Annotated in this window: 22 protein-coding genes; 21 read left to right on the forward strand and 1 reads right to left on the reverse strand. The window is 38.2% G+C overall.

Translation table 11 applies throughout. The features are described from left to right. The first annotated feature begins 8 nt into the window (after nt 1-8). A complete protein-coding gene (locus D8872_RS08575) occupies nt 9-638 on the forward strand; it encodes an amino acid ABC transporter ATP-binding protein (protein ID WP_125390632.1) in 630 nt (209 codons plus the stop codon). Between the two features lie 11 nt (nt 639-649). Next, on the forward strand, nt 650-1,498 hold the full coding sequence (locus tag D8872_RS08580; RefSeq protein WP_125390633.1) for an amino acid ABC transporter substrate-binding protein: 849 nt from the start codon (nt 650-652) through the stop codon (nt 1,496-1,498). Nucleotides 1,499-1,505: 7 nt separating this feature from the next. Here the strand turns inward: D8872_RS08580 and D8872_RS08585 are convergent, their stop codons facing one another. Further along, complete coding sequence (locus tag D8872_RS08585) at nt 1,506-2,696, reverse strand: cation diffusion facilitator family transporter (protein WP_125390634.1); 1,191 nt, start codon at nt 2,694-2,696, stop codon at nt 1,506-1,508. A 147-nt stretch (nt 2,697-2,843) separates the two neighbouring features. Between D8872_RS08585 and pcrA the strand changes: the two genes are divergently transcribed. From pcrA to D8872_RS08680, 19 genes are all read left to right on the forward strand, one after another. After that, nucleotides 2,844-5,132: a DNA helicase PcrA gene (gene pcrA / locus D8872_RS08590; protein ID WP_125390635.1), complete on the forward strand. Its 2,289-nt coding sequence runs from the start codon at nt 2,844-2,846 to the stop codon at nt 5,130-5,132. Next, nucleotides 5,129-5,533 carry an NUDIX hydrolase gene (locus D8872_RS08595; RefSeq protein ID WP_125390636.1) on the forward strand — a complete coding sequence of 135 codons (405 nt, stop codon included), beginning with the start codon at nt 5,129-5,131 and terminating at the stop codon, nt 5,531-5,533. The genes pcrA and D8872_RS08595 overlap by 4 nt, the downstream gene beginning before the upstream one ends. Nucleotides 5,534-5,624: 91 nt before the next feature. Next, complete coding sequence (locus D8872_RS08600) at nt 5,625-6,905, forward strand: O-acetylhomoserine aminocarboxypropyltransferase/cysteine synthase family protein (protein WP_125390637.1); 1,281 nt, start codon at nt 5,625-5,627, stop codon at nt 6,903-6,905. Between the two features lie 124 nt (nt 6,906-7,029). After that, the gene (galE, locus tag D8872_RS08605; protein ID WP_125390638.1) at nt 7,030-8,049 is read left to right on the forward strand and encodes a UDP-glucose 4-epimerase GalE; all 1,020 of its coding nucleotides are present in this window, start codon (nt 7,030-7,032) and stop codon (nt 8,047-8,049) included. Nucleotides 8,050-8,308: 259 nt separating this feature from the next. Further along, the gene (locus D8872_RS08610; protein WP_125390639.1) at nt 8,309-9,004 is read left to right on the forward strand and encodes a glycosyltransferase family 2 protein; all 696 of its coding nucleotides are present in this window, start codon (nt 8,309-8,311) and stop codon (nt 9,002-9,004) included. A gap of 4 nt (nt 9,005-9,008) precedes the next feature. Next, nucleotides 9,009-9,350, forward strand: a complete 342-nt coding sequence (locus D8872_RS08615; RefSeq protein WP_125390640.1) for a DUF2304 domain-containing protein — start codon at nt 9,009-9,011, stop codon at nt 9,348-9,350. Continuing rightward, nucleotides 9,334-10,617 carry a lipopolysaccharide biosynthesis protein gene (locus D8872_RS08620; protein ID WP_125390641.1) on the forward strand — a complete coding sequence of 428 codons (1,284 nt, stop codon included), beginning with the start codon at nt 9,334-9,336 and terminating at the stop codon, nt 10,615-10,617. The genes D8872_RS08615 and D8872_RS08620 overlap by 17 nt, the downstream gene beginning before the upstream one ends. Continuing rightward, nucleotides 10,607-11,611 carry a glycosyltransferase family 2 protein gene (locus tag D8872_RS08625; RefSeq protein WP_125390642.1) on the forward strand — a complete coding sequence of 335 codons (1,005 nt, stop codon included), beginning with the start codon at nt 10,607-10,609 and terminating at the stop codon, nt 11,609-11,611. Before D8872_RS08620 ends, D8872_RS08625 begins: the two co-directional genes overlap by 11 nt. A 22-nt stretch (nt 11,612-11,633) precedes the next feature. After that, a complete protein-coding gene (locus tag D8872_RS08630) occupies nt 11,634-13,175 on the forward strand; it encodes a DUF2142 domain-containing protein (RefSeq protein WP_260471691.1) in 1,542 nt (513 codons plus the stop codon). A 14-nt stretch (nt 13,176-13,189) separates the two neighbouring features. Further along, complete coding sequence (locus D8872_RS08635) at nt 13,190-13,858, forward strand: excalibur calcium-binding domain-containing protein (RefSeq protein ID WP_125390644.1); 669 nt, start codon at nt 13,190-13,192, stop codon at nt 13,856-13,858. A 37-nt stretch (nt 13,859-13,895) separates the two neighbouring features. Beyond that, on the forward strand, nt 13,896-14,831 hold the full coding sequence (locus D8872_RS08640; protein WP_125390645.1) for a glycosyltransferase family 2 protein: 936 nt from the start codon (nt 13,896-13,898) through the stop codon (nt 14,829-14,831). Beyond that, nucleotides 14,818-16,164 carry a DUF3329 domain-containing protein gene (locus tag D8872_RS08645; protein ID WP_221760748.1) on the forward strand — a complete coding sequence of 449 codons (1,347 nt, stop codon included), beginning with the start codon at nt 14,818-14,820 and terminating at the stop codon, nt 16,162-16,164. Before D8872_RS08640 ends, D8872_RS08645 begins: the two co-directional genes overlap by 14 nt. An 80-nt stretch (nt 16,165-16,244) precedes the next feature. Further along, nucleotides 16,245-17,099 (forward strand): dTDP-4-dehydrorhamnose reductase, encoded by an 855-nt coding sequence (gene rfbD, locus D8872_RS08650; RefSeq protein WP_125390646.1) that lies wholly within the window; start codon nt 16,245-16,247, stop codon nt 17,097-17,099. A gap of 138 nt (nt 17,100-17,237) precedes the next feature. After that, nucleotides 17,238-18,386 (forward strand): beta 1-4 rhamnosyltransferase Cps2T, encoded by a 1,149-nt coding sequence (cps2T, locus tag D8872_RS08655; protein WP_125390647.1) that lies wholly within the window; start codon nt 17,238-17,240, stop codon nt 18,384-18,386. Further along, entirely contained in the window at nt 18,383-19,318 is a 936-nt protein-coding gene (locus D8872_RS08660; RefSeq protein WP_125390648.1) for a glycosyltransferase family 2 protein, read from the forward strand. The genes cps2T and D8872_RS08660 overlap by 4 nt, the downstream gene beginning before the upstream one ends. 5 nt (nt 19,319-19,323) lie before the next feature. Continuing rightward, nucleotides 19,324-20,133, forward strand: a complete 810-nt coding sequence (locus D8872_RS08665; protein WP_005590601.1) for an ABC transporter permease — start codon at nt 19,324-19,326, stop codon at nt 20,131-20,133. Continuing rightward, nucleotides 20,133-21,335: an ABC transporter ATP-binding protein gene (locus tag D8872_RS08670; RefSeq protein ID WP_125390649.1), complete on the forward strand. Its 1,203-nt coding sequence runs from the start codon at nt 20,133-20,135 to the stop codon at nt 21,333-21,335. Before D8872_RS08665 ends, D8872_RS08670 begins: the two co-directional genes overlap by 1 nt. A 19-nt stretch (nt 21,336-21,354) precedes the next feature. Continuing rightward, on the forward strand, nt 21,355-22,389 hold the full coding sequence (locus D8872_RS08675; protein WP_125390650.1) for a glycosyltransferase family 2 protein: 1,035 nt from the start codon (nt 21,355-21,357) through the stop codon (nt 22,387-22,389). After that, entirely contained in the window at nt 22,386-24,182 is a 1,797-nt protein-coding gene (locus D8872_RS08680) for a rhamnan synthesis F family protein (RefSeq protein WP_125390651.1), read from the forward strand. Before D8872_RS08675 ends, D8872_RS08680 begins: the two co-directional genes overlap by 4 nt. The last annotated feature ends 172 nt before the right edge of the window (nt 24,183-24,354 follow it).

Raw genomic sequence — 24,354 nt, forward strand, 5'->3', positions numbered from 1 at the left:
GTGCTATTATGTTAGAATTACGAAATATTAGTAAAAAATTTGGTGATAAGCAGATTCTAAAGGATTTTAATTTAATCGTGCCTGAAAAGCAAGTATTGGCCATTGTTGGACCGTCTGGTGGCGGGAAGACAACCCTTCTGCGTATGCTGGCAGGTTTGGAGACAATTGATTCGGGACAAGTGATTTACAATGGAGAGATTTTGGATGTCACAGAGCTTGAAAAGCGCAATCTTCTAGGCTTTGTTTTTCAAGATTTTCAGCTCTTTCCTCATTTGTCTGTCTTGGAAAATTTGACCTTATCACCCATACATACAATGAATGTTTCCAAAGAGGAAGCTGGAGAGAAGGCGCAGGATTTATTGGCTCGCATAGGCTTGTCTGAGCATGCCAATGCCTATCCTTATTCGCTGTCAGGAGGGCAAAAACAGCGGGTCGCTTTGGCTCGCGCTATGATGATTAATCCAGAAATTATCGGATATGATGAGCCGACTTCTGCCTTGGATCCTGCATTGCGCTTGGAAGTAGAAAAACTCATCCTTCAAAATCGGGAAATGGGGATGACACAGATTGTGGTCACACATGATTTGCAGTTTGCGGAAAATATTGCGGATTCTATTCTCAAAGTCATACCAAAATAAGGGAGGTCCGAATGAAACTAAAGAATATTCTGTTGGCCTGTTTGACCCTGATCCTAACCTTTCTGCTTAGTGCTTGTAGTTCCAATGTCAGTGACCCCGGCTTGGATAACTGGAGCAAGTATGAGGAGAAAAAACAGATTACAATCGGCTTTGATAATACCTTCGTTCCCATGGGATTTGAGCAAAAAGATGGCACTTATGCAGGATTTGATATTGATTTGGCCAACGCTGTTTTTGAGGAATATGGAATTAAGGTAAAATGGCAGCCGATTGATTGGGATATGAAAGAAACAGAGTTGACCAACGGCACGATTGATCTTATCTGGAATGGCTATTCCGCGACGGATGAGAGAAGGGAAAAGGTAGAATTTACCATTCCTTATATGAAAAATGAGCAGGTTTTGGTCAGCAAAAAGTCCTCTCGTATCTCACAGGCCAGTGATATGGCAGGAAAAGTATTGGGTGCCCAAGCAGGATCTTCTGGCTATGTAGCTTTTGAAAGCAATCCTGAAATATTGAAAATCATTGTCAAAAATCATACAGCGACCCAGTATCAAAGCTTCAACGAGGCGTTGATTGACTTGCAAAACGATCGGATTGATGGTCTCTTGATTGACCGTGTTTATGCCAATTATTATCTGACAGAAGAAGGAATTTTAGATCAATATTCAGTTTTTTCAGTTGGATTTGAGAGCGAGGACTTTGCGGTCGGGGCTAGAAAGGCGGACCGTACTTTAGTTGAAAAAGTAAATGCTGCCTTTGGAAAATTATATCAAGAGGGAAAATTCCAGAAAATCGCTGAAAAGTGGTTTGGAGAGGATATTGCGACAGACCAAGTAAAAGCATATAAAAACAACTAGCAGAAAGCTAGTTGTTTTTTCGTGTTTCTTGGTGAAAGATATTTTGCCAGACTTCGTGGCGGCGCCAGAGGCTGGTATGGATGACATCTTCGATTTGATAGCGAATCAGCTTGGTCTTTTGGCTGACGGATGTAATTTCTAAATTTTTGATGGGAGAAGTTTGGGCTCTCTCTAGTTGAAATTCCTCTTTGTTTAGCTGGCGACCGTCTTGGGAAATGTAGACAAAATCAGAGGAAAGAAGTGCATCCAATTGACTGCCTTGGTCGACTAATTGCTCACGCATCAGGAGTTTTTGATAGACATTATCCAGAATCTCATCTTCAGGAATAGGGGCTGGCTCAATATGAATATCAATGTCGAAGACGCCGAAGCGTTCTTTGAGCATATCCTCTACCTGGTCAGCGATTTCGTGGCTTTCAAAGACAGAGAGGTCAGGATTCATTTCCAGTATAATATCCAGATAGATATTGCTACCATAGGTCCGGCCACGCTGGGATTTGACGCGTGTGATTTTGGGAATTTCCAGGATAGCGCGCTTGTAATCGTCTAAAAGGTCCTGATCAAAGCCGTCTGACAGACTGAAGGAGGACTCCATGAAAATATCATAGGCCGTTTTCAGAATGAAAAACGTAATAACGATGGCTGCTAGCCTATCAACGATGGGAAACTTCAGGGAGCTGGCAATAATAGCAACCGATGTGCCCAGAGAAGTGATGGCGTCCGACAGATTGTCTTTAGCAGCCGCATCTAGAGCTTTGGATTTCACTCTTTTGGCTAGATTTTTATTGTAAAGATAAACGCCAAACATGATGATGGCTGATACAATCCCGACGATGGCTCCCACAGGATCAATCAAGGTTTCTTCTTTGTTGATGATTTTTTGAGCCGTATCAATGAGGACATTGAAGCCGACAAAAAACATGATAAAAGAAGTGATCAGGCTGGCCAGATCTTCAATCTTCCAATGGCCAAAGCGGTGGTCCTTATCTGCTGGTTTTCGTGCCATACGAAGGCCGATTAAAACTGCTAGATTGGCAACGATATCGGAGACGTTGTTGAAACCATCCGCCGTCAAACTGGAGGATGTCAGTGCCGCACCTGCAATGATTTTTGTAACGGATAGGCCAATGTAGGTGGCAATTGCTAGGAGGGCGCCTCGTTCGGCAAGTTTGAGATTGTCACTTGGATGATTGTGCATGGCTACTCCTTTCTAGACTACTATTATAGCTTTTTCACACTTGAATTTCAATTGAGGACAGTTGCCTTTTCGATAACAAATTCACTCGAATTTTGATATAATGGAAGCATTGATTTTCAATTTGATTTTACATTGAAAGGATAGAAGATGAATCCCTTATTAAACGGTATGAATGACCGTCAGGCCGAAGCGGTCCAGACGACAGAAGGTCCCTTGTTGATTATGGCGGGGGCTGGTTCAGGAAAGACTCGTGTCTTGACCCACCGCATTGCCTATTTGATTGATGAGAAGATGGTTAATCCTTGGAATATTCTAGCCATTACCTTTACCAATAAGGCGGCGCGGGAGATGAAGGAACGGGCAGCAGCACTCAATCCGGCCACCCAAGATTGCTTAATCGCCACCTTCCACTCCATGTGTGTGCGTATCCTGCGGCGAGAAGCTGACCATATTGGCTACAATCGCAACTTCACCATTGTTGATCCGGGTGAGCAGCGAACCCTGATGAAACGGATTCTCAAAAGCCTCAATTTAGATCCTAAAAAGTGGAACGAGCGCGCCATTCTGGGTACTATTTCCAATGCCAAGAACGACCTGATTGACGAGGTGGCCTATGCAAATATGGCTGGTGATATGTACACAGAGATTGTGGCCAAGTGCTACACGGCTTATCAAAAGGAATTGCGCCAGTCTGAGGCCATGGACTTTGACGATTTGATTATGCTGACCCTGCGGCTTTTTGACAAAAATCCTGACGTCCTGACCTACTACCAGCAACGTTACCAGTACATCCATGTAGACGAGTATCAGGATACCAACCATGCCCAGTACCAGCTGGTTAAGCTCCTGGCTTCTCGCTTTAAGAATATCTGCGTAGTCGGGGATGCAGACCAGTCTATCTATGGCTGGCGGGGAGCCGATATGCAGAATATCCTGGATTTTGAAAAGGATTATCCAGAAGCTAAGGTGGTCCTGCTTGAGGAAAATTATCGCTCTACTAAGACCATCCTTCAGGCGGCTAATGAAGTCATCCGAAACAATCGCAACCGCCGTCCGAAAAATCTCTGGACTCAAAACGAAGACGGTGAGGAAATTGTCTACTATCGGGCTAATGACGAGCAGGACGAGGCTCTCTTTGTCGCCCGAACTATTGATCAGCTGAGCCGAGAAGGCTACAGTCATAAGGATTTTGCGGTTCTTTACCGGACCAATGCCCAGTCACGGACGGTGGAGGAAGCCCTGCTTAAGGCTAATATTCCCTATACCATGGTTGGGGGCACTAAGTTCTATAGCCGTAAAGAAATCCGTGATGTTATTTCTTACCTCAATCTCATTGCTAATCCTAGCGACAATATTAGCTATGAGCGCGTGGTCAATGAGCCCAAACGTGGTGTTGGTCCGGGAACGGTGGAGAAAATTCGGGATTTTGCGTCCAGTCAGGAAATCTCTTTGCTAGATGCTTCGGCCAATATTATGCTTTCACCAGTCAAGGGCAAGGCAGCTCAGGCAGTTTATGAGTTTGCCAATCTGATACTCGACTTGCGGGATCGTTTGGATGACTATAGCGTGACTGAACTAGTCGAGCTTGTTCTGAAAAAAACAGGTTACTCAGCAGCTTTGGCAGCTCAGGCAACCCTAGAAAGCCAAGCACGGATTGAAAATATTGAAGAATTCCTATCTGTAACCAGGAACTTTGACGAAAATCCAGATAATCCTGCTGATGAGACTGGTCTGGATAAGCTCAGCCGTTTTCTCAATGACTTAGCTTTGATCGCGGACACAGACGACGGAGATACGGAAAGTTCTGAAGTGACTTTGATGACCCTACACGCAGCCAAGGGACTAGAGTTTCCAGTTGTCTTTCTAGTCGGTATGGAGGAAAATGTCTTTCCTCTAAGTCGGGCTTCTGAAGATGAGGATGAGCTGGAAGAGGAGCGGCGTTTGGCCTATGTCGGTATTACTCGAGCAGAGAAGATTCTTTATCTGACCAATGCCAATTCTCGTCTGCTTTATGGTCGGACTAACTACAATCAACCTACTCGCTTCTTGAGAGAAATCAGTTCAGACTTGTTAGATTATCAGGGACTGGCTCGACCGGCAAACAGCTCCTTTAAGGTTAGTTATACCAACAGCGATACTAGCAAATTCGGTCAGGGCATGAGTCTGGCTCAAACCTTGCAGGAGAGGAAGTGTCAGGCGGCACCTAGTTCGATTTCTACAAACAGCCTGCCTTTTGGAAAGAGCAGTCAGAGCCAGCCATCTAAGCCAGAAGTTGCTTGGGCTATTGGGGATATTGCCCACCATAAGAAATGGGGCGATGGGACAGTTTTGGCAGTCTCAGGCAGCGGAAATAGTCAAGAACTTAAGATCAATTTCCCAGAAGTCGGTCTGAAGAAAGTGCTGGCTAGCATAGCACCGATTGAGAAAAAATCATGATGAGGCGGTCAATTGAAGCCTGGATCTACCATCCAGAGGAACGAGAAATCTTGCTCTTGAAAGTTGAGGATGAGACAGTTTCCTTTTGGCAGCCCATTACTGGTGGGATTGAGAGTGGTGAGAGTCCAGAAGAAGCCTGTCTTCGTGAAATAAAGGAAGAGACCGGTTTGCTGTTAGATTGTTCAAATCTGACAGGTCTTGGAAATTTCACAGTAAAGATTGATGAACATCTGACCATCCACAAAAATCTCTTTCTAGTTCTGACAGAACAGAAGGAAATCCAGATTTCTGATGAGCATGTGGGAGCTCAGTGGATAGCTTTAGAAGAAGTTTCGTCGCAGCTGTACTGGCCCAGCAATCAGGCGACTTTTGAGATTATAAAGAGAAGCTATAAGATATAGCTTCTCTTTATTTCTTTTGATAAGGAAATTCTATTAGTCAAGCGGGGCGTTTAGTGGTAGACTTATCACATAACTATAGTGAGGTGACCTTATGACACGTGAATTCAAATTTGAAACTCTGCAGCTTCATGCCGGACAGACAGTTGACCCGACAACTAAGTCGCGGGCTCTGCCTATTTACCAGACAACTTCCTATGTGTTTGACGATACTCAGGAGGGAGAAGATCTTTTTGCCCTACGCAAACCGGGCAATATCTACACTCGGATTACCAATCCGACCCTGTCTGCTTTTGAAGAGCGGATTGCGGCTTTGGAGGGTGGGGTTGGATCTCTAGCAACAGCTTCTGGTATGGCAGCTGTTACCTACACCATTCTAGCTTTGGCCCATGCTGGCGACCATGTAGTAGCAGCCTCTACCATCTACGGTGGTACCTTTAATCTGCTCAAGGAAACCCTGCCTCGCTATGGCATTACCACGACTTTTGTGGATATTGAAAATCTGGCTGAAGTAGAAGCAGCCATTCAGGACAATACAAAGTTGGTTTTGATTGAAAGTTTGGGTAATCCGCTGATTAATATTCCTGACTTTGATGCTCTAGCTGAGCTGGTTCATGCTCATAAAATTCCGCTGATTTCTGACAATACCTTTGCTACTCCTTATCTGATCAATGTCTTTTCTCATGGAGTGGACATCGCGGTACATTCTGCGACCAAGTTTATCGGTGGTCACGGAACCAGCATCGGAGGTGTGATTGTGGACAGTGGTCGCTTCGACTGGGAAGCTTCTGGCAAGTTTCCGCAGTTTGTTGACCCAGACCCGAGCTATCATGATATCAGTTATACGCGCGATGTTGGAGCGGCAGCCTTTGTCACTGCTGTGCGGACCCAGCTCTTGCGCGATACGGGCGCAGCTATGTCTCCCTTCAATGCCTTTCTCTTCTTGCAGGGGTTGGAAACACTCTCTTTGCGTGTAGAGCGCCATGTGTCCAATGCCGAGAAGATTGTGGAATTCTTAGCAGGGCATCCTAAGGTTGAGAAGGTCAATTATCCCAAGCTTGCTGACAGTCCTTATCATGCTTTGGCAGAAAAATATTTCCCTAAAGGCGTAGGCTCTATCTTCACCTTTAATGTCAAAGGTGGAGAGAAAGAAGCTCGTAAGGTTATTGACAGCCTAGAGATTTTCTCTGACTTGGCCAATGTAGCAGATGCTAAATCCCTGGTCGTCCATCCAGCTACGACGACTCACGGACAGATGTCGCCAGAGGCTCAGCTAGCGGCAGGCATCACACCAAATCAAATCCGTCTCTCTATCGGCTTGGAGAATGTAGATGACTTGATAGAGGATTTGAGAATAGCTTTGGAAACTATCTAACAAATAATAGCTATGATTTAGAATATTTAGAAATTGAATTTTTAAATATTCTAATTTTTTTTTGAATATAATGAATTTTTGTGAGATAATGTCAGTATATTTTAATTAGTGAAGGTTGATTTAAATGAGACATAAAATTTTAGTTACAGGTGGGGCAGGTTTTATAGGTACTCATACTGTTATTGAACTAGTTAATGCTGGTCATGAAGTAGTAGTAGTTGATAATTTAATCAATAGCAACAAAAAAAGTATTGAAATTGTTGAAAAAATTGTTGGGCAAAACATTCCGTTTTATATAGCAGATGTCTGTGATGAGGAAAAACTGTTCGAAATTTTTATGAAAGAAAAACCTACGGGAGTCATTCATTTTGCCGCATTAAAGGCAGTAGGAGAATCTACGCAAATACCTCTTGCATATTATAAGAATAATATCACAGGTGTTTTGACGCTTTTAAAAGTGATGGAAGAGGTTAATTGTAAAAACATTATTTTTAGCTCTTCAGCAACTGTATATGGGGATCCTCATACAGTTCCAATTTTAGAAGATTTTCCACTTTCAGTTACAAATCCATATGGTCGAACAAAATTAATGACAGAAGAAATTTTGACAGATATTTATAAAGCCGATATGAGTTGGAATGTGGTGATTCTTCGTTACTTTAACCCTATTGGTGCACATGAAAGCGGAGATTTAGGGGAAAATCCGAATGGAATTCCAAACAACCTTCTTCCTTATGTAACTCAGGTTGCAGTAGGGAAATTGTCATCAGTACGGGTATTTGGTAATGACTACCCTACAGTTGATGGGACAGGCGTTAGAGATTATATTCATGTTGTAGATTTGGCAAGAGGACATGTTGCTGCCCTTCAGAAGCTAGAAGGTAAGTCTGGACTGAATATTTATAATCTCGGAACAGGAAAAGGTTACTCTGTTCTAGAAATTATAAAAAATATGGAAAAAGCAGTTGGAAAGAAAATTCCGTATGAGATTACAGAGCGGCGTGCAGGAGATATAGCTTCTTGCTATGCAGATTCAAAAAAAGCTAAAGATGAACTAGGATGGGAAGCTAAGTTTGATATTGAACGAATGTGTCAAGATGCTTGGCGTTGGCAGAGTAAGCATCCGAATGGTTTTGATGACTAGGGTGTTTTAAGTGAAAATCTAGTTTCTTCTATATTGACAGATAAATGCGAATAAATTCTCGTAATTAGTGAACACTAATCTGAGTTTATTCGTATTTTTATCTTATTTGGGCTTATAAAAGTTAGATATAAAGAAATCTCAGTCTTTGAGTATTCTAAATTGTTTTATGCTTGATCCTACTATAATCATTTACACAGTAGAAAATGAGGCATATATATTGTATAATAGGAGTAAACTATTTTAAGGAGAGATCAAATCAGTGAAATCTTCAGATTTGTTAATTATTATTCCAGCCTATAATGAGGAAGCATCAATTGTTAGTGTTGTAGATAATATTATTCAAAATTATTCTCAGTATGACTATGTTATTATTAATGATGGTTCAAAAGATCAAACATCAGTAATTTCTCATGCTAAAGGCTATAATATTGTTGATTTACCAGTAAATTTGGGGTTGGCGGGAGCTTTTCAGACGGGGCTTCGATATGCTTATGAAAAAGGATATAAAAAAGCAGTGCAGTTTGATGCCGATGGCCAACACTTACCTGAATATATATCTGTTTTAGAAGAAATGATTGATTCGGGGTATGAAATGGTGATTGGTTCTCGTTTTGTTACAGAAAAACGAGAAAATTCTCTCAGAATGTTAGGGAATACGTTGATTAGCGGAGCAATTAAATTAACAACAGGTAAAACGATTAATGATCCTACATCAGGGATGCGGATGTTTTCTGAGAATTTGATTAAAGAATTTGCACTTAATATCAATTATGGACCAGAACCAGATACAGTTTCCTACTTAATTCGTCATGGGGTAAAGGTCGCAGAAGCTCAGGTACGGATGGAAGAACGTCAAGCAGGTGAAAGTTATCTGACGCTTTCGCGTTCTATTCAGTATATGACACATATGTTTGCATCTATTTTGATTATCCAAAACTTTAGAAAGAGAGGTTAAAATAATGATGATTTGGTTTCAAGTTGTATTAACTATTGTATCTATTTTGACATGTAGTTTCATTTTGCGTAGTATCAGAAAATCACAAGTTCAAATTAATGATGCCTTATTTTGGATATTTTTCTCAATAGTTTTATTAGTTTTCAGTATTTTTCCAAAATTAGCAGAAAAAATTGCGAATGCCTTAGGAATAGTTTCAGCCGTTAACTTTATCTTTTTATTCATTATTTTTTTATTGTTGATTAATCAGTTTCAACTAACTTTAAAGTTATCAAAATTGGATACAAAATTTAAAAATTTAGTACAGATAATTGCATTGAGGAATAAAGATGAAGATACGCACTGATCCATCGGATAAAGAAATATATTTTTGGAATTTGTTGGGAAATTTAGCAGCATCTGGGGTATCTGTATTATATCTTTTAATTATCACAAGATTGAGTTCTGCTAAAGTAGCAGATCAATTTAGCCTAGCTAATTCCATCGGAACGCTATGGATAGTTATCGGTTTATTTCAAGTTCGAAATTATCAAGGAACGGATGTAAAGCAGCGGCATAGTTTTATAGGTTATTTTCAGACTCGTATCCTCACAATTACGATAATGATACTTACCTTGTTTCCATATTTATATATAATTGGTGAAGGCCGTTATTCATTAGAGACTCTTCTATTGACCTTTCTTATGATTCTTTATCGCATGTGGGATGCAGTATCAGATTTATTTCAAGGATTGTTTCAACAAAGAGAGCGTATGGACATTGCTGGAAAAACAATGTTTATTCGATATTCTACGAGTGTTCTAGTATTACTAATAACATTGCTACTATCTGAGTCTGTTCTGCTTGCTTTGCTTTCTTTAGTTATGTGGAATGGGCTACTCATTTTTTTCTACGAGATGCGTTTTGTAGCTTATTTCGAAAAAATTCAAGTCCGAGAATTGTTGTCTACTCGCTATAAAAAAGATATAAAGGATATATTGTTAGCTTGTTGGCCACTATTTGTAAATGGATTTATTTTGTTATATATTTTAAATGAGCCTAAAATAATCATTGAAAAAGGTCTTAATCAGGGCTTTTTACAAACTGGAATGCAACGTGATTTTAATATTCTGTTTATGCCTGTCTTCTTTATGAGTCTTATTATTTTAATTGTTAGACCCCTGATTACAAAATTAGCCATTTTATGGAATAAAAAAGAATATAAAGAATTCTCATTAATTATAAAAAGATTATTAGGATTCCTATCTTTAGGCGGTTTGTTCGTCACATTTATAGCTTATTTATTCGGTGTGCCTGTACTTAGTTTAATATTTGGCGTGGATTTGAACAAGTATGTACTTCCTTTTACTATTCTGATATTCTCAGGAGTTTTATATGCTTTAGCAATTGTTTTTGAGAATATTTTAACGATTATACGGAAACAGCATCTTTTAGTTGGCTTGTATATTATTCTTTTGATACTTACTAAATTGATCACAGAACCATTTATTTATCAAAAAGGTATGCTTGGTGCCGCGATTAGTTTTTTTATTGTTATGTTAGTTTATTTATTTGGAATTGCAAGTATTTATTTTTTAGCAAGTAGAGATAAAGGAAGTAAAAATGAAATATGATTTAACGGTGATTATTCCTGTTTATAACACTGAAAAATATTTGAGAAGGTGTTTAGATAGTATTGTCCATCAGGAGGAAATAGAAAAGTGTTCATTGCGAGTACTCTGTATCAATGATGGCAGTACCGATAATTCAGAAAATATTATTAGAGAATATGTTGAAAAATATCCATTTATTGAATTGTTTTCAAAAGAGAACAGGGGGGTATCAGATGCTAGAAACTATGGTCTTGAACAGACCAAGTCTAGTGACTACATAACATTTATTGATCCAGATGATAGTATCTATAAAAACTATTTAAAGGAGTTTATGTTTGCCAAAGGAAAGGATGTTATTTATTTTGATATTGATCTGTTTGATAATGCTGAAAAAACAATAAAACATTTAAAAGTTAATCCTTTCTATGATTCTACCGCTACTACAAATAATATTCGTCTTTTTATGCTTACTAAGCATGCATCGTGGACTAGAATTTACAAAAGCTCACTTATAGAATCGTATCGTTTTCCAAAGGGAAAGATTTATGAAGACATCGCTCTTATGCCTTTTGTTACTTCAAAATGTTCGGATGTTTCATATATACAAAAATATTTATATAAATATACAGTGAATACTTCTAATTCCATCATGAATTCAAGTAAGTCTAATATTTTTGATATTTATGATGCCTTAGAATATCTTTTCTCTTTATTTGGTGATGAATTTGAAATGTATAGAGAAGAATTACAATATCTAGCCTTGGAGCATTTATGTGTAGGGCATACTTATCGGTTATTAAAATACCCTAAGGCAACGAAACAAGATTTTAAAGACATCATTTTATTTATGGAAAAATATTTTGGAAAAAATTGGGAAAGAAATAAATACATTAAACAAGAAATTCAAAAAGTAAATATAAATTCTGCATTAGCATATGTGGTTCCATTATTTTTGAAAATTTTGAAATATAGATGTTTCAGTTTATTACTGGTTATGAAACATAAAGTCAGTTAAATATAAAAGGATGAGTGGATATATGTTTGATGGATATTTTAAACACTTCCTTCATTTTGCACAACAATATTGCTTAGCGATAGCTGTTAATGTAAAAAAAAGATGGAAATATTTGTTGCTATTATGGCTCATGGTTTTAGCTATATATGTTTATCTAGGTGGCTCGATTATTTTTATACCTAAAACATTATTAATCATAACGGGGCTAATTGGTAGTTTAGCTGTTTGTGTAGATGGTAAAATACATAATAAAGTATGTACAATGATTATCTTGATGGGGAGCATCTTTGCTTTCATAACTCCAGTTTTGGACGCTCCAGATGAGAATGCTCACTATTCGCGGGCTTTGTATATATCTGAAGGACATCTTTATTTACCTAGTAAACCAAAGGAATTTCAGGTTTCTAAAGATGTGGTTATAGCGGATAAAGTTATGAAAACACCTCTAATAAAATCGGGATTAGATAAGGTGCGAACATCATCAGATAAAGCCTATTATCCGCAATTTGTTGCGACGAATGCTTCCTCTTTTGTTCCATACTTACCTCAAGTAGTAGGTATTTTAATAGCAAAAATTCTGGGACTAAGTGTATTTGCATCTATAGTCTTGGGAAGACTCTCTAACTTAATTGTGTATTCATTATTGGTAAGATTGGCTATAAAAAAATCTAACGGAAAAGAATTATTATTCTCTACAATAGCCATGATACCGATGGCGGTTTATTTAGCTTCGTCTTTTAGTACTGATGGAATGGCGAATGGTTTGACTTTCTTACTGTTGGGAATATTTTGTAGTTTGGTAGGTCAGAATAAAGTGGATATGAAAGATATTTGTATTTTTGCATCTCTATGTTTATTAATGGCAACTATAAAACTTCCTTATGTCTTGCTTGTTGGCTTATTATTATTCATTCCTAAAAATAAATTTAAAAGCCGTCATACATACTTGTATATAATTACTGCAATCGTTTTTGTTGCAATAATTAGTTTCCTATGGTTACGTTTATCTAGTGGAATTAATATAACTCAGGTAAATGATGTTGCGAATCCAGTTGAAAAATTAAAGTACACTTTCGCCCACTTAAAAACATTTTCGCTATTTTCTTTTAAAGAGCTAATTAATTTAATTCCAAATTTACTCCCGTCCCTATTTACATTTGGTTGGTTAAGCTATGGTTTAGGAAATCTTATGTGGTTTTATCTTCCTTTTATTACTTGTATCATATTTATGATTCCGCAATATAATCCATTACCTACTTTTAGTAAGTTTGGAACATTGTTAGTAGGTTTCGGTATAACATTGGGAATTTTGATGACAGCCTATCTGATGTGGGGAAAAGTAACGGAAATGAGTTTTAATGGCATTCAAGGACGATATTTTATTGGAGTCATACTTTCAATGGGATTAGCATTAAATGTTTCGCACTTCTATGTTCCTACACCTGTCGTCTTGACTAATGAGGAAGAAGAGAGGAGGGATAGTCTAGTATTATTCATTGCGTTGTTATTTATTGTTATGTCAATAGTATTGACAATTTTAGAATATTATGGTGTCAAAGCCTAGTTAAGGAGTTATAAATGAAGAAAGTTTATATTTTTATCGCTGTATTGCTATCTATGGTGTTTATAAACGTTTTGTCAGTAAGTGCAAACGATGGTGGAGTAGAAATGTATAGAATGTATAATCCAAATAGTGGAGAACATTTTTATACAGCAAGTTGGAATGAAAAAGAGATGTTGGTAGGTGTAGGGTGGCACTACGAGGGAATCGGTTGGATTGCTCCTATGGAAGGTCAAGATGTTTACAGAATGTACAATCCAAATGCGGGTGATCATCACTATACTCTGAATGCAAATGAACGAGATTTCTTAATACGAGCTGGTTGGAGATATGAAGGAGTTTCATGGAAATCTTCAGGTCAGCATCCGTTGTATAGATTATATAATCCTAATGCAAAAGCTGGTAGTCATCATTATACTTTATCTGAAGGAGAGAAGGACTATTTGGTTCAAGTAGGATGGCGTTATGAAGGGATAAGTTGGAATGCTATCGGGCTGGGCAAACCAGCTTCTCATTCATCTAATAACTCTTCTGTAGAAAATCACTCAGGTACAATATCAGAAAGTGGAATTTATCCTAATTGTGAAGCTGCTAGGAGAGCAGGAGTTACCCCTATTTATCGTGGGCAACCGGGTTATAGTAGCAAGTTAGATAAAGATGGAGATGGAGTAGCGTGCGAAAAATGAGATAATTTATTGTCTATGTGTGTAGGAAAGGAAGAATATGACAATTTCAGTGATTGTTCCGTGCTTCAATGAAGAAGAGTCTATTCCTTTGTTTCATGAAGCTATGGAAGCGGTGAAATATCAAATCCGTGACCAGTTTGAATATATTTTTGTCAATGACGGATCGACTGATCGGACCTTGACTGTTTTACGTGAGCTCAGCAGTCGCTGTCCAGACGTGCACTATCTGTCCTTTTCTCGTAATTTTGGAAAAGAAGCAGCGCTTTACGCTGGTTTGCAAGAGGCAAGTGGGGAATTTGTGACGGTCATGGATGTGGATTTGCAGGATCCGCCCGAGCTCCTGATTGAGATGAAGGCCATGCTGGACTCGAATCCTGAGCTGGACTGTGTGGGTACCCGTCGCACTACTCGCGAGGGAGAGCCGCCAATCAGAAGCTTTTTTGCTAATTTGTTCTACAAGCTGATTAACAAGATTAGTCAGGTTGAGATGGTAGATGGTGCGCGTGACTTCCGACTGATGCGCCGTCAGATGGTAGAAGCCATTCTGGAGGTTTCAGAGTACAATCGCTTCTCCAAGGGAATTTTTGCCTGGGTTGGCTTCAATACTGAGTACTTGGAATACAAAAATGTTGAACGAGTGGCTGGCAAGACCTCTTGGAATTTCTGGTCTCTATTTAACTATTCTTTAGAAGGCATCGTCAATTTCTCTGATGCGCCTCTCAACATCGCCTTTTTAGGGGGCATCCTGTCCTGGATTTTAGCCTTTATCTTGATGGCAGTAATTATTATCCGTACCTTGGTTTTTGGTGATCCGACATCGGGTTGGCCGTCCCTTATGACTGTCATTCTCCTTATCGGAGGCTTCCAGCTGTTGACCATCGGTATATTAGGCAAGTACATCGGCAAAATCTTCATGGAAACAAAGAAACGCCCTGTTTATGTGATTAAGGAGAAGAGTAATGCAAAAAGATAACCATAACCATAAATATAAATACACGTTTATTTTTATATTAGTGGCTGTATTTTTTCTGGTGTTCCTGTTAAATCGTTTTACCCTCTATACATCAGATGATTTTACTTATCATTTTTTGTACAGACAACCTTTTCCTGATGGACACGAGCAACCAATTAGAAATATTTTTGATTTATTGTTGTCTCAAATAAATCATTGGAAAGTGTGGAATGGTCGTTTTACAGGACATACGATTGTTCAAGTTTTTATGCAATTTGACAAAATTGTATTTGATGTTATTAACTCCGTAGTATTTGTAACTTTATGTTTATTGCTAGATCATCTTAGCTCTAGATTTTCTACTGGTTCAAAAATAAGATACAAGTCGTTTTATCTCATTGTAATTTTTCTACTTCTATGGTGGTTCTTGCCAGAGATAGGAAAGACAGTCTTGTGGGTATCAGGTTCGGGAAATTACTTGTGGACTGCTGTCTTAGATTTGGTTTGGCTGTCCTTGATATTTAAGCAGAAACGATTCCCTTATTTGCTACTTTTAACGATTCCTTTGGCATTTTTTGTCGGGGCAGGAAATGAGAATACCTCCCCAGCAATTATTATGTTGGTTGGTTTGTTTTCCCTTTATGATTGGTTTATAGAAAATAGATTTCCAATTGAGAGAGTTTTAGAAATTGTATTTGCTAGTGGTGGTTTTTTCTTAATGTTATTATCACCAGGTTCTCGGAAAAGAGCAGGGGCAATTTCTGTTTTTGATGGGCTCTATGACAAACTTCATAACCTTTTTCAACTAAGCTGGGGGCGTTACGGGGTTCTATATATCATCCTGTTGTTACTCGTTGTCTATGCTCTGTTTAGACAGTATCTAAGAAAAGAGCAAATACTTACTATTAGCTTTATTTTAATGGCTCATTTGGCTTGTATCTATTCATTGGTTGTGAGCAATGAATTGCCAGAACGGATTTTCTTTGGGGCAAGTGTACTTCTTATCTTAGCTCTTCTAATCCCCCTCAAAGTAATTTTTGTTGAAGAGAAAAAGTGGGTGAGGGGGATTGCGGTGTATGCTCTTTTGCCTGTTGTTATTAAATTTGGGATGTCTTACAGTAACGCTCTTAGTGATGTTCACGATACTTACTTAGTTGTTAAGGAGCAGTACGAGGAAGTACGCTTGGCAAAAGAAAAAGGTCAAGAGTTTGTTACCTTGAGGCGTTATACAGAACCAAGAACCCTTTTCAATGCTTATAAAGGTACAGCGAATTTAGGTCCATCTAAAGATGATTGGTTTAACCAGTGGATGGCAGCTTATTTCGAAATTGAAGGGATTGAAAGTGCTGATTAATTTTGGTTTAAAGCAGATTTTTTCTGCTTTTTTTGGTATAATAAATTCATCGAATTTTTATGATCTGAAAGGAAAAACAAATGATTTTAATTACAGGTGCGAATGGACAATTGGGAACAGAGCTCCGCTATCTTTTGGATGAGCGCAATGAGGAGTATGTGGCTGTTGATGTGGCAGAAATGGATATTACCAATGCGCAAATAGTGGACAAGGTCTTTGCGGAAGTCAAGCCAAGCTTGGTCTATCACTGCGCAGCCTATACTGCAGTTGATGCGGCTGAGGACGAAGGAAAAGAGCTGGACTATGCCATCAATGTGACCGGAACCGAAAATGTAGCAAAAGCAGCAGAAGCACACGGGGCGACCATGGTCTACATCTCAACAGACTATGTCTTTGACGGACAAAAGCCTGTCGGCGAGGAATGGGAAGTAGACGATCGGCCAGATCCACAGACCGAGTATGGCCGTACCAAGCGCATGGGTGAGGAGCTAGTTGAGAAATATTCCAGCCGTTTCTACATTATCCGTACTGCCTGGGTCTTTGGGAACTACGGTAAAAACTTTGTCTTTACCATGCAAAATCTTGCCAAGACGCACAAAACTCTGACTGTAGTCAATGACCAGCATGGCCGTCCGACTTGGACTCGTACGCTGGCTGAGTTTATGACTTATTTGGCTGAAAATCAAAAGGAATTTGGCTATTACCATCTGTCTAATGATGCGGCTGAGGACACGACATGGTATGACTTTGCAGTGGAAATTCTCAAAGATACGGATGTGGAAGTCCAGCCAGTTGATTCTAGCAAGTTCCCAGCTAAGGCTAAGCGACCTTTCAACTCAACTATGAGTCTGGCCAAGGCCAAGGCTACAGGCTTTGTCATTCCAACTTGGCAGGATGCTTTGAAAGAGTTTTACAAGCAGGAAGTAAGAAGATAAAGCGTTGATAGACTAGTTCACTATGAACTAGTCTATTTTATGGGTGAAACAACTTAATGAACCTTGTTGAAAGTTCCACAAATCACCAAGAAAATGATATAATAGACTAGATTGTAAATCTTTGAATAGAGGAAAAGCATGAGACATGTCTTCATCATCGGGAGTCGCGGACTTCCTGCTAAATATGGCGGATTTGAAACCTTTGTTGAAAAATTAGTAGAAAATAAGGTTTCTTCCCAAATCCAGTATCATGTAGCTTGTTTGTCGGATGATGAAGATTTTCATCATTTTGATTACAAGGGAGTGGATTGCTTCACCATTAAGGCTCCTAAGTTGGGGCCGGCTCGGGTGATTGCCTATGATATGATGGCCATCAATTATTCCTTAAAGCTAGTGCAAGAGCAGCAGATTAAGCGTCCAATTTTTTATATTTTGGGTAATACGATCGGAGCCTTTGTGGCGCCTTTTGCACATAAAATTCATAAAGCAGGCGGGACTTTCTTTATTAATCCAGATGGTCTGGAATGGAAGCGAGCTAAGTGGCCTAAGCCGGTTCAAGCCTATCTTAAATATTCTGAGAAGGTGATGACCAAGCATGCTGATCTGGTCATTGCGGACAACCAAGGCATTGAAAGTTATATAAAAGTATCCTACCCTTGGTCTAAGACGGCTTTCATTGCTTATGGGACAGATCTCCAGCTATCTTCTCTTGACCCTCAGGATGCTCGCGTGCGTGATTTTTTTGAGAAATGGCAGAGCAGAGAAAAGGAATATTATTTGATTGTTGGACGTTTTGTGCCAGAAAACAACTACGAGACCATCATTCGGGAATTTATAAAATCCAAAACCCAACGTGACTTGCTGATTATTTGCAATCATGAGGGAAATCCTTATTATGAAGAGCTTAAGCAAAAAACGGGTTTTGACAAGGATTCTCGGATTAAGTTTGTCGGGACAGTCTATGATCAGGAACTGCTCAAATACATCCGCAATCAAGCTTTTGCCTACCTGCATGGCCACGAAGTCGGTGGAACTAATCCCGGGCTTCTGGAAGCTCTGGCTCAGACTGATGCCAATTTGGTTTTGGATGTGGATTTCAACCATCAAGTAGCCAAAGAAACAGCTTTGTATTGGCAAAAAGAAGAAGGGCAGTTGGCCCAACTGATTGACAAAGTGGATGTTCAGCTTGATTTTTCTGAGCCAGGTCAGGCAGCCAAAGAAAATATGAAAGAAAACTACACCTGGGAAAAAATTGTAGGTGAATACGAGGAGCTATTTTTATCATGAAAGTGACTATTCTTCTGTCTACCTATAATGGTGAGCAGTTTCTGGCAGAGCAGATTGAAAGTATTCAAGCCCAAACTTATAGGGACTGGCAGCTCTTGATTCGGGATGACGGCTCTAGTGATGGGACGCGAGCGATTATTGAGGTTTTTTGCCAACAGGATGACCGAATTTTCTTTATCAATCCGGAAGAAGTTCAAAATTTGGGTGTCATTAAGAGTTTTCATAGCTTGCTTAAGTATCAGGATTCGGATGTTTACTTTTTTAGCGATCAGGATGATGTCTGGTTGCCGGATAAGTTGGCGATTCAGTTGGCGGCAGCAGAAAACTATGATGCTTCCGTACCTTTGTTGGTTTATATGGATTTAAAAGTGGTGGATCAGGAGCTAAATGTTGTTCATGAAAGTATGATTCGGACGCAGTCTGACCATGCCAATACAAAATTGATTCAGGAACTGACGGAAAATACGGTGACAGGTGGCGTTTCGATGATCAACCGTGCTCTGGCTAATTTGTGGACAGGGCAGGAGGAGCATGAGCTACTCATGCACGATTGGTATCTGGGCTTGTTGGCTTCGGCCTTTGGGCAACTCGTTTATCTGGATCAGCCAGGTGAGCTCTATCGCCAGCATTCAAATAATGTATTGGGAGCCCGGACCTTACGCAAGCGGATGAAGAACTGGATTCATCCTAGCCGTCTATTTGCTAAATATTGGAAATTGATAAAAGACAGTCAGACTCAAGCTCGCAACCTTCTCAGCCAGCCTCTGACAACTGAAAATAGAGAAATTATTGAAAATTTTGTGACAATCATGGACGCCCCTTTTACAGAGCGATTGCGACGGATTCGAAAGTATGGCTACAGAAAAAATCGTGCCTTTCATACTTTGGTTTTCACGACGCTCATTCTCACAAAATTTGCTTATAAGGAGTAATATACATGCTAGATTATTTTAGCCAAAAAAACTGGATTCTCTTGAGAGAGATGATTAAAACAGATTTTAAATTACGTTATCAAGGCTCTCTTATTGGCCACTTATGGTCTATTTTGAAACCTCTACTACTATTTACGGTCATGTATTTAGTTTTTGTACGTTTTTTACGTTTCGATGATGGTACCCCTCATTACGCAGTATCGCTTCTCTTAGGAATGGTGACGTGGAACTTTTTCTCAGAAGCAACCAATATGGGCATGATGTCTATTGTGTCTAGAGGGGACTTGTTACGAAAGTTGAATTTCTCTAAGTCGATTATTGTCTATTCTGCTATTGCAGGTGCGGCAATAAACTATGCAATTAATCTATTGGTGGTTTTTGTTTTTGCGTTGATTAATGGTGTTTCATTTAGTTTTGGATGGTTAGTCATCATTCCTTTGTTTTTAGAGCTGGTTTTAATGTCGGCTGGTTTTGCCTTTATGCTCTCTACTCTCTTTGTAAAATATCGCGATATTGGTCCAATTTGGGAAGTAGTGCTGCAGGCAGGCTTATATGCGACACCAATCATTTATTCACTGACTTTTATTCTTCAGAGAGGACAAGTTACTTTTGCAAAATTAATGATGCTAAATCCAATTGCACAAATTATTCAAGATTTACGCCACTTTGCAATTTATTCAGGGAGCATGCGAGGATGGGATTTGATTGAAAATCCATGGATTGCTCTGATTCCTTATTTATTGCCAGTAGTGATATTTGGACTTGGATATTATATCTTTAATAAAAATGCTAAGAGATTTGCGGAGATTCTATAATGTCAAATAATATTGCAGTAAAAGTTGACCATGTCAGTAAGTTTTTTAAACTGCCAACAGAGTCAACACAAAGTTTAAGAACAAGCCTAGTTAACCGATTTCGAGGAATCAAAGGTTACAAAGAACAACATGTCCTAAAGGATATTTCNTTTGAAGTGGAAAAGGGAGATTTTTTTGGAATTGTCGGCCGTAATGGTTCAGGAAAATCAACCCTTTTGAAAATCATTTCAGAGATTTATATTCCCGAAAAGGGAACAGTGACCATTGATGGCAAGTTGGTTTCCTTTATCGAGCTAGGTGTCGGCTTCAATCCAGAGCTGACTGGCCGCGAAAATGTCTATATGAATGGTGCCATGCTGGGCTTCTCAACTGAAGAAGTAGATGCCATGTATGANGACATTGTTGAATTTGCTGAGCTGGGTGAGTTTATGAATCAAAAACTCAAAAATTATTCTAGCGGGATGCAGGTTCGCTTGGCCTTTTCAGTTGCAATCAAGGCTCAAGGGGACATTCTGATTTTGGATGAGGTTCTGGCTGTGGGGGACGAAGCCTTTCAGCGCAAGTGTAATGATTATTTCTTAGAAAGAAAGAATTCTGGTAAAACAACTATTCTGGTTACCCATGATATGGGAGCTGTCAAGAAATATTGTAATAAGGCTATTTTAATTGAAGATGGTTACATTAAAGCTAAAGGTGAGCCTAGAGATGTTGCCAATCAATATAGCTTTGACAATACAGAACAAGTAATCACTTCAGATCAACCGGGAATTGAAAGAAGTGGTTCAGTTGTTGAAAATTTGAAGTTATCACTATTGTCTTCTAAAAGAGCTGCACCAAATGAACCAATTTCATTTGATTTGACGTATACCTTGCTAGAAGCTGTGCCGACTTATATTGCTATTTCATTTACAGATATTGATCGTAATATTTGGATTTATAATGATAATACGATGGATAATTTAACAAGTGGCAAGGGTGATGTTAAGGTAAACTATCAGTGTTCACTAGCAGGGCTAAACGATATTAAGTTAAAACTTGAAATTACTGTGAGGGATGAGAATAATCAAGTTTTAGCCTTTCTTCCGACTGATGAGATTCCAGTTATTGTTCTAAATAGGGACGATATTGATGAAGATGATGAGTCAGCTAAAGATTCTGCAACTGGTATTATTCAAAGAAATGGGAAGTGGAGTTTTTCTTAAGAGAAAAAGGGAAGTTTGAATGAAAGTATCGATTATTTGTACCAATTATAATAAGGGGGATTGGGTACGAGAGGCTATAGATAGCTTTCTCAATCAGAAAACAAATTTTGATTTCGAGATTATTATCATTGATGATGCTTCAACAGATCATTCGTATAAGATTATTCAAGAATATCAAAATAAGTTTCCTGAAAAAGTTAGAACTTTTCGTAATGAAGTGAACCTTGGCATTACTAAAACTTGGAAAAAAATTTGCCGAGAAGCTAAAGGTCAATATATCGCAAGATGTGATAGTGATGATTTTTGGATTGACCCATTAAAACTTCAAAAGCAAGTTGATTTGTTGGATGCTTCAATTGATTCACTTTGGTCAAATACTGAATTTGATATGGTAGACTTAGACGGGAATCTTATCCAAAAAAATGCCTTTGCTAATAAGGCGCTTCCTTTGATTGATTCCTATGAAGAGATGCTTGTTATGAAAGGTATGACGATGGCTTCAACCTGGTTGGTTGATACCGCACTTATGCAAGATGTATCTGCTCAAATTAGCGATACAGCCGCAGACGATACATTTGAGTTACAACTTGAATTATTCAAACGCACTAAAATTTCTTTTTTGAGTGATTCCACCACTGTGTATCGTATGAATTTAGGGTCCGATTCAAAACCTATGACATTGGAGACTGCTGAAAAGCGGTTCACAGGTATCTTGGATTCTCAAATTAAATATCTCAACAAGTATCCAGATCAGGATATTCAAAGAATCTCACACTTAGCGCTTGTTAAGGATCGTGATTTGGATGTCTTAGTTTTTAAAAAAGATCGTCAGATAGAAGACTTAGATTTAAGACTGAATCAGGTGTCGCGAATTTCTCATGACCAAAATGAGTATATTGAAGTTGTGAAGAAAGAGAGTCAAGAGCTTCAAAATGAGTTGAATCGTTTACAGATTTTATATGATGACTTACAAAACCAATATAACAGTGTTGTTACTTCGAGAAGATGGACAATACCAACTAAAATTATTAATTTCTTTAGGAGAAGTAAATGAAACGTCTATTGCTTTATGTTCATTTTAATAAATATGATCATATTAGTCGGCATGTATTTTATCAACTTGAACATATGAGACCATTGTTTGATAAATTAGTTTTTATTTCAAATAGTCGTCTTAGTGAAAGTGAAGTACAAAAACTTCGTGATAAACACCTGATTGATGATTTTATCCAACGTGAGAATAAAGGTTACGATTTTGCTGCTTGGCATGATGGTATGAAATTTGTTGGATTTGATAACTTGAAACAGTATGATTCTGTCACTGTTATGAATGACACTTGTTTTGGTCCACTCTGGGACATGGCACCGATCTATGATAACTATGAATCAAACCCAAATGTAGATTTTTGGGGTATGACTAATCATCAAGGAATTAAAGCCGGTGATATTTATATACATGAACATTTGCAATCTTACTTTATTTCATTTAAAAAACGCTTAGTTGAATCTAGTGTTTTCCAAAAGTTCTGGAAATCAGTTGAGAGTTTCGAAGATGTTCAAAAGGTAATTGATAATTATGAAACTCTTTATACCAAGAAATTCATGGATGCTGGATTTAACTATGAATCTATTCTCAATACGATTCCATTAAATGACAAGTTTTTCCATAGCAATTTCACTATTCATTATCCCCATGTTTTGCTTGATGCAGGAGTGCCGTTCATCAAGGTTAAAACATTTGATTTAACTCAGCATCTAGCTCCTTATTTGCTTAAGGAAATCGAGAAAAGAACGAACTATCCAGTAGAATTTATCTTATCTCACATGTCAGATATGAGTTTACCAACTCCACCTTATTTACTTGATCGCAAAGTTATTGAGGAAAGTTCACAGACATATTCAGACACTAAAAAAATTGCTGTACATCTTCATACCTACTATGTTGACTTACTAGAAGACTTTTTAAAGCAATTTGAAAATTTTCACTTTACTTATGACCTCTTCCTAACTACGGATTCAGAAAAGAAAAAATTAGAAATTGAAACTGTTTTATCAAAACGTAATCAACCAGGGAAGATATATATTACTGGAAACAAAGGTCGAGATATTATCCCAATGCTGAAATTGCGGGAAGAATTGAGTACCTATGATTATATCGGGCATTTCCATACTAAAAAATCTCCAGAATATCCATATTGGGTAGGAGATTCATGGAGAAATGAGCTATTTGATATGTTACTAAAACCGGCTGATTTAATTATGGCTAAGTTGGAAAACGATGATCGTTTGGGATTAGTAATTGCAGATATCCCGACTTTTTTCCGATATACTAAGATTGTGGATCCGTGGAATGAAAATAAATTTGCTGACGATATGAATATTCTTTGGGAGAGAATGAACATTCATCGTTCCATTGACTTTAATAAATTAAATACCTTTATTATGAGTTATGGAACATTCATTTGGTTCAAGTATGATGCCTTGAAACCACTCTTTGATTTAAATCTGCAAGATGAGGATATTCCTTCAGAACCTCTTCCGCAACATACTATTTTACATTCTATCGAGAGGATTCTTGTTTATTTAGCTTGGTCACAAAGGTTTGATTATGCTATTTCTAAAAATGATATTTATATCACACCATTTGTAGATAACACTGTTTTAAATATTCGTCCAGATACTTTACCTAATACTTATATTAACTTTGATAATATCGGGGGAATCAAAGGCGCCTTAAAATATATTTATCGAGGGCCAGGTAGTGCGATAAAGTATATTATAAAAAAAATATTAATAAAGATAAATGGGACAAGAAATAATTTATCAGATAAAGAGGGAAGAAGTTAGTTGAAAAAAGAACTGAAATTTTTAGGTGACTATTATGAACAGATTTGTTTTATTTTAATTAGTTGTTTAATCTTAGATGTGACAGCTGTTAATATTAATGTCTCCTCAGCTTTTAAAATATCTACTATTAATTCCCCGTTCCTAATTTTTGCAATGATTATTAGTGGAATTG

The organism is Streptococcus cristatus, from assembly GCF_003943815.1.
GTDB lineage: Bacteria > Bacillota > Bacilli > Lactobacillales > Streptococcaceae > Streptococcus > Streptococcus cristatus_F.